At 33.4% G+C, this 16,277-nt stretch carries 13 protein-coding genes; 11 read left to right on the forward strand and 2 right to left on the reverse strand.

The genetic code is table 11. From position 1 onward, the window contains the following. The first annotated feature begins 19 nt into the window (after nt 1-19). The 9 genes from BMX64_RS15150 to BMX64_RS15190 all read left to right on the forward strand — a co-directional run bounded on the left by BMX64_RS15150 (nt 20) and on the right by BMX64_RS15190 (nt 10,706). A complete protein-coding gene (locus tag BMX64_RS15150) occupies nt 20-1,564 on the forward strand; it encodes a hypothetical protein (RefSeq protein WP_091174267.1) in 1,545 nt (514 codons plus the stop codon). Beyond that, nucleotides 1,564-2,643 (forward strand): lipid II:glycine glycyltransferase FemX, encoded by a 1,080-nt coding sequence (locus BMX64_RS15155; RefSeq protein WP_091174270.1) that lies wholly within the window; start codon nt 1,564-1,566, stop codon nt 2,641-2,643. The genes BMX64_RS15150 and BMX64_RS15155 overlap by 1 nt, the downstream gene beginning before the upstream one ends. After that, complete coding sequence (locus tag BMX64_RS15160) at nt 2,640-3,383, forward strand: class I SAM-dependent methyltransferase (RefSeq protein ID WP_091174274.1); 744 nt, start codon at nt 2,640-2,642, stop codon at nt 3,381-3,383. The genes BMX64_RS15155 and BMX64_RS15160 overlap by 4 nt, the downstream gene beginning before the upstream one ends. Before the next feature lie 6 nt (nt 3,384-3,389). Further along, nucleotides 3,390-4,403: a glycosyltransferase family 2 protein gene (locus BMX64_RS15165; RefSeq protein WP_091174278.1), complete on the forward strand. Its 1,014-nt coding sequence runs from the start codon at nt 3,390-3,392 to the stop codon at nt 4,401-4,403. Further along, nucleotides 4,400-5,410 (forward strand): hypothetical protein, encoded by a 1,011-nt coding sequence (locus BMX64_RS15170; RefSeq protein WP_091174283.1) that lies wholly within the window; start codon nt 4,400-4,402, stop codon nt 5,408-5,410. The genes BMX64_RS15165 and BMX64_RS15170 overlap by 4 nt, the downstream gene beginning before the upstream one ends. 3 nt (nt 5,411-5,413) lie before the next feature. Then, nucleotides 5,414-6,526: a glycosyltransferase family 4 protein gene (locus tag BMX64_RS15175; protein ID WP_091174285.1), complete on the forward strand. Its 1,113-nt coding sequence runs from the start codon at nt 5,414-5,416 to the stop codon at nt 6,524-6,526. 2 nt (nt 6,527-6,528) lie between these two features. Further along, on the forward strand, nt 6,529-7,602 hold the full coding sequence (locus BMX64_RS15180; RefSeq protein WP_091174288.1) for a glycosyltransferase: 1,074 nt from the start codon (nt 6,529-6,531) through the stop codon (nt 7,600-7,602). Nucleotide 7,603: 1 nt separating this feature from the next. Next, nucleotides 7,604-8,944, forward strand: coding sequence for an O-antigen ligase family protein (locus tag BMX64_RS15185; protein WP_091174293.1), 1,341 nt, complete (start codon nt 7,604-7,606; stop codon nt 8,942-8,944). A gap of 367 nt (nt 8,945-9,311) precedes the next feature. After that, on the forward strand, nt 9,312-10,706 hold the full coding sequence (locus BMX64_RS15190; protein ID WP_091174312.1) for an exopolysaccharide biosynthesis polyprenyl glycosylphosphotransferase: 1,395 nt from the start codon (nt 9,312-9,314) through the stop codon (nt 10,704-10,706). Between the two features lie 238 nt (nt 10,707-10,944). On the opposite strand, the gene BMX64_RS15195 is transcribed toward BMX64_RS15190, so the two are convergent. Beyond that, a complete protein-coding gene (locus BMX64_RS15195) occupies nt 10,945-12,084 on the reverse strand; it encodes a lipoprotein N-acyltransferase Lnb domain-containing protein (RefSeq protein WP_091174297.1) in 1,140 nt (379 codons plus the stop codon). Nucleotides 12,085-12,310: 226 nt separating this feature from the next. Further along, nucleotides 12,311-13,381 carry a putative type IX sorting system protein PorV2 gene (locus BMX64_RS15200; RefSeq protein WP_449528459.1) on the reverse strand — a complete coding sequence of 357 codons (1,071 nt, stop codon included), beginning with the start codon at nt 13,379-13,381 and terminating at the stop codon, nt 12,311-12,313. 365 nt (nt 13,382-13,746) lie between these two features. Between BMX64_RS15200 and BMX64_RS15205 the strand changes: the two genes are divergently transcribed. Then, nucleotides 13,747-14,463, forward strand: coding sequence for a CDP-alcohol phosphatidyltransferase family protein (locus BMX64_RS15205; RefSeq protein ID WP_091174299.1), 717 nt, complete (start codon nt 13,747-13,749; stop codon nt 14,461-14,463). Nucleotides 14,464-14,471: 8 nt separating this feature from the next. Continuing rightward, nucleotides 14,472-15,332 carry a glycoside hydrolase family 25 protein gene (locus BMX64_RS15210; RefSeq protein ID WP_091174303.1) on the forward strand — a complete coding sequence of 287 codons (861 nt, stop codon included), beginning with the start codon at nt 14,472-14,474 and terminating at the stop codon, nt 15,330-15,332. Nucleotides 15,333-16,277 lie beyond the last annotated feature (945 nt).

Below are 16,277 nucleotides of genomic sequence, written 5' to 3' on the forward strand. Positions count from 1 at the left end.
TAAAAATCAGGATCATAAGATGGTTATCGATTTTTCGAAATTTAATATAGAAAAAGCAAGTTCATTCGATATCGAAATTGTTTTTACTATTCCTATTGCTAAATTCCGAAATCACGATTATACCTGGATAGGATGTCCTGTTGATTGTGTTGCTAATCAATATTCCCCCAAAATCATCCAATTGAGTAATGGGTTTTTTGTTCAGGCCAATATTACGAATGGTATTTGGGAAGTAAACAAAAATAATGCGAGGGTTTTACTTTGGCGGTTTAATCCGGAAATGTCTTCACCAATGGCGCAATATTTAGGGAGCAAAAATGAAAAAGTAATTGTCCAAGCCGAACAAAATTTTAATTTTAAAGAGCATCCGGCGTTATTATTTACTTCAAATGAAGCGATAGAGATTAGCCGATCTAAAATTCCTTTTTCAGCGATAGCCGTTTTTACCGATCATTGTGATTTTGATACGGCAGAAAATGTTTCATTACAGCGGACTTTTTTTAAGGAGAATGCGATAAAAATTAGCAAAGGTTTTTTTTTAAATCATTTTTCCAAACGACCTGATAATGCGTCCTTCCGGAATGATGCCGAAGAATTGACTAAATGGAAGGAAGACGGACATGAATTGTGTTATCATTCACTGTCGCAATCGATAAAATCAGAAAAGGATAGTTTTGATGATTTCTATAGTTTTTTGCCACCGTTTGCCGATGTGGAAACCTGGATTGATCATGGTTATCAACCTTATAATTTGTCTCTTTTTCAAAACAGAAAAGTAGCTAATAAGGTCTATGAAGATACTTTAGAACAAAAAAACATCCGTACGCTATGGAATTATATCGATTCTGGTACTGCGACTTCTGGGGTCATCAACCAGCTCAATGTTCAACATTTTACTTTGTCGCGTTTTTTGATTGGAAATAAAGATTTGCATTTTATAAAAAGGATGCAGTTAATGATCAAGAATATTATATTTCATTACTATAATGATGATGTATTGCTATTGCAATATAAAAGTACTGCGACTCATTTTAAAAAATTATTTTTTCAGAAAAAGGCGGGCAGTTTACTTCCATTACTAAAGAATGCGTTCAAACTAAGTGCTGCAATCCTTTCTGTCTTTATTTTTTGGAAACGCACTAAAATAAAACCGTATAAACTGGCCAAGTATCAACCGATTTTGTTTAAACATCGTATTTTTGAAAAAGAGTTTTATATTTTTCAAACCCTTGAAATGGTTGATTTTAAAAAAGCATTAAGTAAAAAAAACATTGATGATTTGATACAGGAAAAAGGGATATTCATTGCGCATACCTATTTTTCGGTGCCTATGTCCTACCATACAGGTAGGATGTTTGCCACACCCAATACAATTGATGCTGTTGTGGCTGGCAACTTTACCTATTTAGGGGCAAAAATTATAAATAATGAAATTTGGAATCCAACTCTTACTGAATTAGTTGAGTATTGGTCTAATTTTGATACTGTAGTTTTAGATGTTGACTTAAATGGAGTTGTGTTTGTGAAAAACAGCTCGGAATTAATTTTTAGAACTATCAATTGATGAAACTATTTTTCACAAAAGAACAAGAATGGTTGGACCGATGGGATGCTTTTTTGTTAACAGAGAATCACGGTAGTCATTTGATTTACTCAGATTGGTTAAAATCATATGAATCCTACGGTTTTGATTTTGAAGTTTTAATTGTTCTTAAAAAGGATAAGGTAATTGGGGGTTTTGGTGCCATAATAGCAAAAAAGCTTTTCTTTAAATTTTATATCATACCACATGGTCCTGTAGTAACTTCTGGTTATGAGAGACAAATTTCTTCATTGGTAGCTCAAATAAAAATTAGGGCAAAAAAATATAATTGTTGTTATGCCCAATTTAGTTTGCCCATCTCTCAAGAAAAAATTGTAGAAAAACAGGTTTATAATCATTCTATGATAACAAGTGATTTTCCAGAAGTATTTAGTGGTAAAAAATTCAAATATATTTATTGTTCTTATGGTATAAATTGGGTTTCATTTTATGATTCGCTATCGCCTCATGATTTCATTGAAAAAATGTCAGTCCAAGTAAGAAGAAATATTAAATTAGCGTACAAAAACAGTCCTGAAATAACTTTTGCGAAATCGGATGATGAATGTGAAAAAGCTTACAAATTGATTGAAGAAAATGCGAAAAATGGAAATTATTCGGTACGTTCTTATTCCGATTTTAAAAAAACGTTTTTATCATTGCTAAATACTGATAAATGCTATTTTATAGTAGCCAAAATAAATGGTGAAATAAAAGGTGTTGGGTTTTTTGTGAAATGCGGAAATTATATAACCTATATTAGTGGGGGAACTTCAAAAGAAAAACCAGATTTAAAACTAGGGTATCTTATACATTGGGAAGCTATTAAAATTTCGATGAGGCTTGGTTATGTTGGTTATAATATTTCAATGGGGGGATCACCAGGAGTTATAGCATTTAAATCTAAATTCAATACCAAAACTATTTATTTTGAGGAACCCCATCATTTTATGATATTAAATCCGTTTGTATTTAATTTATATAAATTGTTAAACATTGTTGTTGCTAAAAATAAAAGTTATTTTAACAAATTAGGGAGTACAATAAAAATTAAAAAATGAAATTAGAAAATAAAGATTTTTGGGAAAAAGAAACCGTTATTGCTACTCAGGATCAGGAAAATAGTATCGCTGCGGATTTTGAGATATTCATGTTTGAACAAGCTAAAGAAAGGCAAAAAGAAACAAGACTGATAGAAAAAATAAAAATTTTCGGATGTGGTACAGGACGAGAAATAAATGAAACAGCAAAATATTTTGCTCCCAAAAATATTACTGCTTCTGATATTTCAAAAAATATGATTACGAAATGTAATTTTAATCTAAAATTATGGAATATAGATGCGATTACTCAGACTATAGTTGGAAATGCTAAAGATATTAAAATTGAGAAAAATGCTTTTGATTTAATAGTTATTTTCAATAGTATGCTTACCTATGTAGCTAAAAAAACAGATCGCCAAGCCATTTTTAACAAATCTTATGAAGTGCTAAAATTCGAAGGAGTCCTTATAGGGACGGTTCATAATCAGGAAGGTACACTGGCTAAAACGTATTATTTTAAACTTAGAAATTTATTTTCATTTATTTTAGGTGAAAAAGCAGGAAATAGATATACTGGATTCAAAGGTTACAAAGTACCAGGATACTATTATGATAAGAAAGGATTGACTAAAGATATACTCGATGCTGGATTTAAAAACATTGATGTTTATTCATTAGAAGAATTTTATACTTTAAAGGGTCAGACTTATAATCGAAAAACGGGTTATAATAATTTAATTTTCATAGCTACCAAATAATAGTATATGCGATTTACTCTGATCATTTGTACCTACATGCGCCCCAATCCGTTGTTGCGATTATTGCAATCGGTACAGGGTCAAACTTTATATCCTGATGAAATTTTAATTGTGGATGGTTCTACCAATGATGAAACGGAAATTATTCTAACTCAAAATTATTTTGATAATTTAAACTATTTTAGAGTTTCTTCGGAACATCGTGGTTTAACTAAACAACGAAATTATGGTATTGCCCGTGTTGGAACCGCGATGGAAATTATATGTTTTCTAGATGACGATACGGTTTTAGAGCAACGTTATTTTGAAGAGCTTATCAAAACATTTGCAGATAATGAAACCATTTCAGGTGTTGGAGGAGTCGCCATAAATGAAAATAATTGGATTTTGGCGGAACCTAATAAATATTATAATAAATATCATTATTTTCAATTTGATGAATTTGTATACAAAGAAGGTCAACGTAATGTGGTTCGTAATTATTTAGGATTACAATCCAATCTTGGACCCGGAAGAATGCCTGATTATTCTCATGGTAAAACCTGTGGGTTTCCTTTGAATACTAAAATCTATAAAGTTGATTTACTTATAGGGATGTCGTTTGCCTTTCGGAAAAAGGTTTTTGACTCCATCCACTTTTCCTCTTATTTTGAAGGTTATGGTTTGTATGAAGATGCTGATTTTAGTATTAGGGCATTACAATTTGGAAGTAATGTAATCAATACAAAAGTGCAGTTGAATCATTATCATGATCCATCAGGAAGACCTAATCAATATCAATATGGAAAAATGGTAGTGCGTAATGGATGGTATGTTTGGAGAACAAAAAACAGGAAGCCTTCATTTGATGCTAAAATGAAGTGGCATTCCATTACGATACTTTTGACATTGATTCGATTGAGCAATATATTTACAACAAAAAAACAGAAGGAAGCCTTTACTGAAGCCTTTGGTAGAACAGTAGGTTGGTTGAGTTTGATTTTTAATAAGCCTAAAATAAATATGAAAGAAAAGTTATGAGATTAGAAATTCATCATTGGACTCCCCATCACAATATGCTTATTTTTTCGTGTTTTTATTTTAGTGAAGAATATAATGTTGAATTTAATATTCAAATTAGTCCTAAAGTTTCATGGAATGGAGCTATACTTTATTTCAATAGCGAAACTTTTTATTTTGACTATTCTGATGATGTTTTATTTCTGGATGATCCTAAAAAATATGATTACTATTTAAAAAGGTCTCTAAGGTTTATTGATGAAAAATATAATATTTACCCACTAAATTTTCAAGTTAATTATTCTTATAAATCATTGGTTTTGCTAACTAAATTTACCATTAAAGATTTGGTAAATAAAGCGAATAGAATTGAAATAATTCGTGCACTTGATTATTTTAATACTTTTACAAATTCATCTCATAATGCTATGGATATTAGGAAACTACCAAGAGAAATTAAAGATAATGGCGGGAAGATTATTTTCTATACTAGGCTGTGGAATCCTGACAATCATATTGATCCTGATGAAAAAGAGTGTCGGAGGTTACAAAATGAATTTCGTATTGCCTCATGTAGAATAGTAAAAGAGAATTTTGACAATGCAAAAGTTGGTTTGTTTCCAGATCGTTTGTCTGCTAAATTAGCTCCAGATTTATTGATAGATAAAAAAAGCACATCTACTAATAGATATTTTAATTTTCTTAAAAAGTGTGACATAGGAATTGCAGATGATGGATTAAAAGATACTCCTGGATGGAAAATTGGAGAATATTTATTATTTGGAAAAGCCGTTATCACAACTCCATTAAAAATTAGTCTTAATAATTTTAATGAAAATGAAAATTTTTTAAAATTAACTTCACGCTCTTCTTACGAAGAATTACCAAGTAAAATTGAAGAATTACTGATGAATAAAAAATATCTTGAAATAGGAAGTAATAATTTGAATTGGAGTAGGGACTACTTGCACCCAGCTAATTATATAAAAAGAATACTTTCAATCGTTGATAGTAATGTTATATCGTAACTAATGAAATTTGCCATCATCACTCATGTTCCTCACATTTTTGAACAGCAGAAATACTACGCTTATGCGCCGTATGTGCGCGAAATGAATATTTGGTTAAAACATGTTGATGAGGTAATAATTGTAGCACCAGTACATAATTCAACACAAAGTGCAATTGATTCTTCTTATGTAACACCAAAAATTGATTTTCGAGAAGTTTCTAGTTTCAATAGCAATGGTTTGTCCGGTGTACTAAAGACAGTTTTTAAAACGCCTTTTGTATTGTGGCAAATTTTTAAAGCCATGAAAGCCGCCGATCACATTCATTTGCGATGTCCAGGAAATATAGGTTTGTTGGGTTGTTTTGTTCAAATGCTATATCCGAGTATATCGAAAACCGCCAAATATGCCGGCAATTGGGATCCAAAATCAAAACAGCCCTGGAGTTATCGATTGCAGAAATGGATTTTAAGTAATTCCTTCCTGACCAGAAATATGCAGGTTTTAGTGTATGGAGCATGGCCCAATCAGACTAAAAATATAAAGTCTTTTTTTACGGCAACTTATCCGGATCAGGATAGATTGCCGTTGTTGCCAAAAGAATTAAAAGGCGCGGTTACTTTTGTTTTTGTGGGGACTTTGGTAAAAGGGAAAAATCCGCTGTATGCTGTTCAATTGGTTGCAGAATTGTTTCAAAAAGGATACGATGTTGTGTTAAGGATTTATGGAGAAGGAGTTCAGCGAGCCCTATTGGAGTCTTATATTTTGAAGCATAAATTAGAAGGAATAATTGTATTGGAAGGGAATCAAAATCAGGAAATTATAAAAAAAGCCTATCAAAATAGTCATTTTGTGGTTTTGCCATCTGAAAGCGAAGGTTGGCCGAAAGCAATTGCCGAAGGCATGTTTTGGGGTTGTGTGCCAGTGGCAACAGCGGTGTCTTGTGTTCCGTATATGTTGGATAATGGGAATAGCGGTATTTTGCTGGAAATGAATTTAGGAAATGATATCCGACAATTGGAAACGGTTTTGGATGATGAAAGTTGTTTTCAAATGATGTCTAAAAAGGGCAGTGATTGGTCCAGAACCTATACTTTAGATGCATTTGAAAATGAAATTGAAAAACTCCTTTGATCATGAGAATTATTCAATTAATAGATAGTTTAGAGCCAGGAGGAGCAGAGCGCATGGCGGTTCATTATGCCAATGCATTGACTAAGTATATAACATTTTCAGGTTTAGTAGTGACGAGAAAAGATGGTGCGCTATATTCTCAGATTGATCCTAAAGTATCCTATTTATATCTCAATAAGAAAAAAACAATTGATTTTAAAGCTCTTTTTGTCTTGAGAAATTATGTTCTGCAGCATAAGGTAACGGTAGTTCATGCGCATAGTTCTTCCTTTTTTCTTGCTTTTTTACTAAAGTTAACGTTGCCTTCTTTGAAGTTAATTTGGCATGACCATTACGGAAACAGTGAGTTTTTGTCAAAAAGACCATCAGGTATTTTACGAATAATCCTTCCGTTTTTTAATGGAATAATTGCCGTAAACCAAAAATTAAAAGACTGGGCTGATGAGCGGATCAACAGTAGAACTGCCATTTATCTGCCTAACTTCCCTTCGGAAGAGAATGCTGTTTTCGAGCATACAATTTTAAGGGGAATTGAAGGAAAGCGGATTGTTTGTGTTGCTAATTTAAGAGAGCAGAAAGATCATTTTACCTTATTAAGAGTTGCTAAGAAATTAAAAGTGTTTAACGCTGAGTGGACTTTTCATCTGATTGGTAAAGATTTTGGAGATGACTATTCCAAGGAAATCAGAGATTCAATTGTTGCGTTTGATTTAGAAAAAAATGTGTTTCTTTACGGCTCGAAACAAGATATAAAAAATATTTTGGATCAATCGACAGTTGCTGTCCTTACTTCAAAATCAGAAGGATTACCTGTTGCACTTTTAGAATATGGCTGGCATAAGAAACCTATAGTAGTTACAAATGTTGGAGAAATAGCTGCTTTGGTCCAGAACGGTAAAAATGGTTTTATTGTTCCAGCCCAGAATGTCGATCTGTTTTATACTGCACTGCTAACTTTAGTAGAAAATGATGCTCTTAAAGTTGATTTTGGAGATGCCTTGTATGCCAGTGTAGTTGAGGGAAATTCAGAGAATGTCATTATAAAACACTATTTAAATTGGTTAGAAACTATTTAAAATGAAAAAAGAGGAAATCTCCTATCTCTGTTTGTTGCTTATTCATGTCTTGATTGGACTTTTGGTCTATGCATTGCCATTTACCGCTAAGCTATACGGGTATTCCATTTTTATTTTTGGAACTATTTATGTCATTAAAAGCAGCAATAAAAATAATGAAGCCCTTCTTGTTGCAGCTTATGTAGTAGGAAGCGAGGTTTTTTTGAGAATGACCGGTGGAAATCCCCTTTATGAAATATCTAAATATGGAGTACTGTTCTTTTTGCTGCTGGGAATGTATTTTAGTGGGTTTTCAAGGGGAGCCATTTCGTATTGGCTTTTTTTAATTTTATTAATTCCCGGCCTTATCATTGCTACTTTTGCTTTGGATCTGGATACCAATATTAGAACGAGGATAGCCTTTAATATTTCGGGACCCTTGTGTTTAGGGATTGCTTCCATATACACTTTTAGGCGTAGTATTTCTTTAGAACAGATGAATCGCATCTTGCTTTTTATGGGGTTGCCTATTGTTACCTGTATGGTCTATTTGACTGTTTATACACCCATCATAAAAGATGTAATTACCGGAACAGAATCTAATTTTCAAACTTCAGGAGGTTTTGGACCCAATCAAGTATCAACCGCTTTAGGGCTTGGTATGTTTGTTTTTTTCTCACGGGTATTGTTAGCATCCAAAACAAAATTGCTTGTTATCATCAATCTATTCCTTGCCTTGAACATTAGTTATAGGGGTTTTATCACCTTTTCCAGAGGAGGAATGATTACTGGTTTAGTAATGATTTTTATACTTTTAGCATTTCTATATGTTAAGTCGAATGACAAAGGAAGAGTTAAATTGAATTATAGTTTAGTGCTAATTGTTCTTGCAATTGTAGGAGTGTGGATGTATACTTCTTTTCAAACAGGGGGACTTATCAATAAACGGTATGCGAATCAAGATGCTTCGGGAAGAGTTAAAACGAGTCAGTTTACCGGCAGGGAGAATTTAGCAGATGAAGAAATTGATATTTTTTTAGACCATCCTTTTTTTGGTGCCGGTGTTGGGAAAGTAATCGAAATCAGGCAATCCGAAACAGGAGAGACTGCGGCATCCCACAACGAAATTACCCGTATGTTAGCCGAACATGGTATGTTGGGAATACTTGGATTATTGATTCTTATTATTACCCCTTTTGTTTTGTATCTGGAACATAAGTTTAATGTTTTCTTACTGTGTTTTGTAGCATTTTGGTTTTTGACCATTAATCATGCCGCTATGCGAACCGCCGCACCAGGGTTTGTCTATGCTTTGTCGTTGCTTATTATTCGACTTGAAAGTTTCCCAAAAAGAGAAGGATAGTATTTTGATTAGAATAGTTTTTTATTTGTGGTAATCGTGATTTATTGGTCACAGGAATAGTTAAAACTGTGCACTTTAGTGAATCCTGCTTTAGCTTTTGAAATATTTCTTGCCACAGATTAAATAGATTGTCATTGATTAATCTGTATGAATCTTTCTGAACTGCGACCAATTTAAAAGCTTTAATCTAATAGACTTCAAGTCTGCCAAGCCAAATTTATGCACTTTCCAGCCGATAGTGGTTTAGTTAATAGCTTTAACAATGAACTTACCATCCTTTCGTGTATGGATTTTATCTGATTTTTTTTCATCTCTCTAATTATTTGGAGACAAAATCACTAAATTGCCAAAATACCAAAAACAAAGCATGTCTACTAAAAGGAAAATACATTTTGAAATTTCTGAGCGAAAAATCATTCTTCGCTTTTTTGATGTGTTTTTTGTTCTTTTGGGTTTGTATTTTATTGGTGCTATTTTTAATCAGGAATACTTAACAGTAGCTGTCAGTACCCCTTTCTGGACCATTGTCTTAGTCGTTTATCTTGTTTTTTTTGCAACGATTTTCGAAATGTACAATCTTCAAGTCGCCAGTAATCAGTTTTTAGTTTTAAAAAATACGATCCTTACGGTTTCGACAACTGTTTTTGTTTATCTTTTTACCCCTTTTTTCTCGCCTGAGTTACCCTCAAACAGACTTCAGGTTGTATTGTTTTTTTTAGTAGTTTTTATGACGTTATTTTCATGGCGAATGTTTTATGTACTGTTTTTGGCATCCAATCGATTTGTCCAGAAAGCCATATTGATATGTGATAAAGAGCAAGTTCAAGAGCTGATTTTAGGATTAGAAAACATTGATCCGCATTATGAAATAGTTGGATTTGTTAACACTGATGTTGCTGAAGATGCGGTTTTGGATTACCATTATGTGAAACTGATAAAAAGAGATGATTTGTTTTCTTTTGTAAAAGAAAATGGTATATCTGAGATTGTCATTGCCTCTCAAAAGACAGAAGGTATCACCCCTGAGCTATACCAACAATTACTGCATTTATTGGAGTCCGGTAATATCATTCGAGAATATACGCAGGTGTATGAAAGTAAAACGCAGCGTATTCCGGTACAATATATGTCACGAGATTTTTATCGTTTTTTTCCTTTTAGCCGAAGCAATCAGAATAAATTGTATTTATTGGTAGTTAGGGTTTTTGAGATAACGATTTCCTTGTTGGGTCTTGCGGTAGGATTATTATTGTTGCCGCTTATTTTGGTTGGAAATGCGATAGGGAACAAGGGACGTTTGTTTTATTCACAGCAACGTGTGGGCAAAGATGGTGCTATTTTTAAGATTTTGAAATTTCGTACGATGGTGAAAAATGCCGAATCAGATGGTGCTGTTTTTACCGCTACAAATGATTCCAGAGTGACTGTGTTTGGTAAATTTCTACGCAAAACCAGAATGGATGAATTTCCTCAGTTTATTAATATTTTAAAAGGTGATATGGCTGTTATTGGTCCACGTCCGGAACGTCCTTTTTTTGTAAAAGAAATTGCTGAAATAATGCCTTTTTATGAAACTAGGCACATCATTAAACCGGGTCTTACCGGTTGGGCACAAGTCAATTATTCATACGGGGAAACGATTGATGACAGTTTAATCAAGCTGCAATATGACTTGTATTACATCAAGCACCGCAGTATTTATCTGGATTTGAACATTGCTTTCAAAACGATAACGACCGTATTGTTTTATAGGGGACAGTAGCTATTATTATTATTATTATTATTATTATTTATTGTGGAAAGCAGTGTTGTTGCTTTTTTGCCAGATTTGCACAGATTAAATTTAAAATGACTTTCTATTTTTAGGACTATTTCTGCCTAATAAGAAATAATTATTTTAGCGACAAATTACACGAATTCATGCTTTAAAAAAATTGGGAATCAGCGGTTAAAATACTGCTTGTCAAAAGTAATTCTAATAAAAGTATTAGAACGGTTCCTTAGATAATGATAGGAATGCGTTTCTTGTTTTGAATAGCCAGTCTCACTAAAATAAATCCACTGGTTACTATTAATGGTAGTACTAACACCAAATGCGCTTTGTTGATTATTAAAAAGAAATAAATAACTACCGATAGTATATTCAATACCGCTACATTGTAAATTCCTTTTTTATTTTTTGTCCAATAAAAATAGAGTAATCCTAATAAAGTGGGGTTGAAAAGTAGTATGTTGTAGTTGTATCCTAATTCCAGATGTGAGGAATAAAGCCCAACAAACGCAAAGAATATTCCAAGTATACCAATGATGCTGAGGTAAAACAAATCGATGCTTTTCTTGTTTATAAAAACGATGAAACTAAGCAGTATAAAGTACGTGTAGGGATTATTCCACCAAGAGAAAGGAGCTTCATTTTTGAATTCTATTATGGTTTTGTTTTCCTGTGCCAATGGTTGGTTTTGAAAAGAAACTTTTTTTAGGCTTTTCTGCAATTCAAACGGAAGAAATATTTTGGTTCCCAATTGATCTACTTTTTTACCGAAGATAATGCTGGTACCTAATTTTTCATAAAAATGACCGTCAAAATACGGGTATAATATGGTTCTATAGGTGATATCAGTATCGGTATTTTTTACAATGGCAACCGTGTCGAGTGTTTTATTGATAATGTCAACCACCATTGAGGTGCAATTTTTGTCAATGAATTTATAGGTGTAATGACTGTCAGCGGAAGCCAAAGAGGTATTCAGGTTGTCAAACAGTTTCTGTTTTAAATCGACCGGAATATTCAGTTCCTGCTCATAAACGGATCTTTTTTCATATTGATATTGATTGATAAAATCAGGATAGGAGTGTGCTACAGCAAAATATTGCAAGTCTCCTTTTATGAATTTCATCACAAAATTAGGAGTATTGAAGTCAAAAGCACCATAATTATAGACTACATCAATGGCGCTGGCTGTATCCTGCACTCGAATGGCCGTGTGACCAAAAAGCGAATAGGATTCATTGCCCGTTCCACAAGTGATTACGCTGACGTGAGTATTTTTTGATAATTGGATGTTTTGTCCGAAACTTAAGTGTAGCGTTAGAAATAAGAATAGTAGTAGCGCTATTTTTTTAAAAGAAGCTGTATGCATTTAAGAGAATGTTAGAATATGGAACACGGATGACACAGATTGAACTGATTCACGATCCCATTGATTGAATTTGTCTGACAAAGATACTCAAAGAAAAAAGACGCACATAGTTTTTTGTTAAACCAGAAAGGGTTGTTATTGAAACGGGTTATTGCAACTGGGTATGAACTTCGGAAAAACTGCCAAAGATTCAATGTCGCTATTTGATTCTGAATATTCTTCGAAATTAATTTCTAAACATTCCCAAATCTACTTTTATCGAAAAAATATTCGAGTATAAAGCGGCACTTTGATTGCCTAAATCGGTCAACGCATAATCAATCTGAATGCCTTTGTATTTGAATCCCAAGCCAATATTGGGTTGGAAACCTACTTTTTCTGTACTGTCCAGTTGCTGTACATTCTGAAAATTTCCCACTCCGGCACGAACGAAAACCAAATCAGTATATCCAAATTCCAAACCCAAAGCCGGATCGATACTGACAAAATCAGTTGCAATTATATCATTGGTTCTGGCAAACCGCATGTTTACATTGACTGCAGCCTGAATGCTGTAATCATACCGGATAATAAACTTTTTGGCGATTCCAAGTTGTACTTTTGGAGCTGTAATTTCGGTGCTTTCTGGTAATTCCTGATTTTCTCCGGGTATCGCATTCGCAATTTTTTGATACTCGTCCTCGTCAATATTCCACACATTATAGGTCGTGGTGATGTCGCGGAGCATTAATCCAAACTGCCAGTTGTTTTTTTCGAATTGGATTCCGGCATCAAAACCAAATCCCCAAGAGTTGGCAAATTTTCCAATAATGCGTCGGATGATTTTTGCGTTTACGCCATATTGAAATCCAGGAACCGGTAATTTTCGCGCATAAGAGAAAGTGAAACCGTAATCAGCAGTTGAGAATAAACTGATTCGGTTGTAGTCAATATTGCCTTGGCTGTCGATTAGTTCTGTAGTATTCAAAATGTCATCTACCCCAAAACGGATTAATGAAATTCCCCAAGCGCTGCGGTCATCGATAGGACTGGCATAGGCCAAATAATCGTATTGGGCAATATTCGCAAAATAATTGGCATGCATAAAAGAGACCTGATGGTCTTCCAGACGAATGAGACCGGCAGGATTCCAATATCCTGAATTGACATCATTGGTGGAAGCCACGACAGTATTTGACATACCCAATGCTGCCGCATCCACGCCGATATTCATAAACTCATTCGAATATTTCCTAACGGCCTGACTGTATGTCAAGGTGCTTACCAAAAGTGTTGCTATTAAAAAGCTTTTTTTCAAGGGAGTCATTTTTACAAACGGAACGTCTGTTTAATTTTTATCAAAAATATAATTTTTTACTGAGGTTATTTCATTTTACTGTTGAATTTAGTGTGTTGGTAGTGCGGTTTAGCTTTAATGGATTCTTACTATAAGTTTAAAATAGCACGCGGATGATACGAATGAAGCGGATTTTCGCTGTTTTTTTTGCATATAGAATGCTTTACTGTCGTAGTTTATTCAACATAATAAATTTGAGAATAGAAAAAGTACCGTCAAAACGGGTGATGTTGACTGTTTCTATTGTAAATCGCTATTAAAAACGTATTTTTCATTGACTTATAATGCTAAATTTGCCATCTTTGATTCCTTAAAACTTTATTATGATGACTATTAAAAAGCATATCCCGAATTTCATTACTTTACTTAATCTTTTTTGCGGTTGTATCGCGTTGGTATTTGCTTTTAACGAAGATTTTGAAATGGCCTTTTATTTTGTTTGTCTGGGTATATTTTTGGATTTTTTTGATGGTTTTTTTGCCCGATTATTTAATGTTTCCAGCCCACTGGGATTGCAGTTGGATTCTTTAGCAGATATGATAACAAGCGGTGTGGTTCCGGGTTTAGTGATGTTTCAAATGATGATTAGTCATTCCTCTACCGCAGCGGCCGGTCATTTGCAGTTCTTCCCGTATTTGGGTTTTATCATTGCCTTGGGTTCTTGTTACCGCTTGGCTAATTTTAATATTGATACTCGCCAAACGGATTCTTTCATTGGTTTGCCAACACCAGCCAATGCGCTGTTTATTTTAAGTCTGCCCTTAGTTTTGAAGTACACCGACTCTTTAATGCTAATTGAATTGTTGACTAATACATGGTTTTTATTGGCTGTAACGCTATTGAGCGCTTACATGCTGAATGCTGAAATTCCATTATTCTCTTTGAAAATCAAGAAGTTTAGTTTCAAAGAAAATACACTTCAAGTTGTCTTTTTGATTTGTTCCCTTTTGTTGTTGGTTTTCTTTCACTATTTAGGAATTCCTTTGTTGATACTGTTGTATGTTTTACTATCGGTTCTGAATAATAAAGTACTTAAAAAGTAGTTTTTTGAATGAGAAAACAAACCGTTCGAAGAAAAACAGCAGTTCGTAAGCCTAAAAAGAAAGCAACGGTTTTCTCTGGGAAGTTCTTACGCTATTCGATTGTTACTTTTTTTATTGTATTGCTAGTTGCAGTAGGTTTGCATTATAGAAATGGTTTAGCGTATTATTTTGGTTTTAAATCGGATAAAATTATCAGAGCAGAACGAGATGCCAAACGCATTTCAGATGTTCGGAATTTTCAGGTTTTAGAAAAACATGAGGGAAAAAGTATTGGCATCGATGTTTCAGAATATCAAGGTAAGATCAATTGGTCTTATGTTGATACATTAGAAAAAAAATACCCTTTACATTATGTTTTTATCCGTGCTACGGTGGGTAAGGATAGGAAAGATTATCAGTTTAAAAGGAATTGGCTTGGCGCCAAAGAAAATGAAATGATTCGAGGTGCCTATCATTATTACCGTCCGAACGAAAACTCATTGGAACAAGCTGAACTTTTTATTAAAACCGTTTCTCTTCAAAAAGGAGATTTACCACCCGTTTTGGATATCGAAAAACTTCCTAAAAATCAGTCTATTGCCAATCTTAAATTAGGATTAAAACGATGGTTGCAGGCGGTAGAATCCCATTACGGTGTGAAACCTATTATCTATACCGGTGAGCACTATTATAATGATTTTTTAAAGGAAGAATTTAGCGATTATCTTTTTTGGATTGCCAATTATAATTTGTACAGGGAAGAAATAGCTGAAGATTGGTTGTTTTGGCAGTTTACCGAAAAGGCGTCAATTCCTGGTATTAAAGGAAATGTCGATGTGAATATTTATAATGGAGATTTGCAGCAGTTGCGGTTTATTACTGTGGAGTAGTTTTCAGCGAACAGTATTAGTATTTAGTTTTTGAGTTTCAATATTCAAATTGAGAAATGGTAGTATTTAATGCTTTTGTGGCCTATCGATACTGTATCTATTTATATTTTTACTAAGTATAGCTCAACTGGTTTCATTAGATATGTTATCGTAGGCGTGAATAACCTGGTTTCGCAATCCAATTATTGTAGTTGCATCCGTAATTTGACATATAAGAACGGTCGCTTTAATATTCTATTAATTATAGCTTCTCCAATGATTCCTAGATTCGGTTATACTTACTCTCTTTCTCACCATTTTTTTCTTTATTAAAAGAATTGTTCGTTTATCAATGAAACAACTGTTTATTCTATCAATTGAAGCTTTAATACCGTGTCGTTTTTTTTTAGGTCAGGACCTATTTGTTACCTTATATATGGTAGAGAATGAAAAAGGGATGTTTATTACTATATAAGGTATAACATAAAACCATTTTATTGATCCAGAGTAGTTTTTTTGTTTGAATACAGGCAAGTTAGGCTATTTTGAAGGAGTAGAGCTTAGTGAAGAGCTGCTAAAACATCAATAAAGATTGAATTTTGAAAGCTTTAGTCAATAAAGAGGGGTATTTTAAAGTTGTGCAAAGGTATTGAAATAGGTAATTTTGGATTGAAATGATGTTTATCGGCAATTGGGCTGCTGTTTTGTGTAAAAAACTTTTACTTTCAAAATTCACGGTTTCAGCGAGTTAAAGTAAAAGTTAAGAAAAGGGTAAAAAAAAGGTTTAAAAAAGCTTGAATAACGCAATAAAGGTGCTAGTTTTGCACCCGCAATGACGCAGAAGTTCTTTTAAATACTGGCAAGTAAAGTTAATCAAAGTAGAAAATTTATTTTCAAAAAAAGATTAAAAAAGCTTGTGAGATTAGAAAACGGATGTTACATTTGCACCCCGCAAAACGCGCAAAG

This window comes from Flavobacterium sinopsychrotolerans (assembly GCF_900110375.1).
In the GTDB taxonomy this organism is placed as follows: Bacteria; Bacteroidota; Bacteroidia; order Flavobacteriales; family Flavobacteriaceae; genus Flavobacterium; species Flavobacterium sinopsychrotolerans.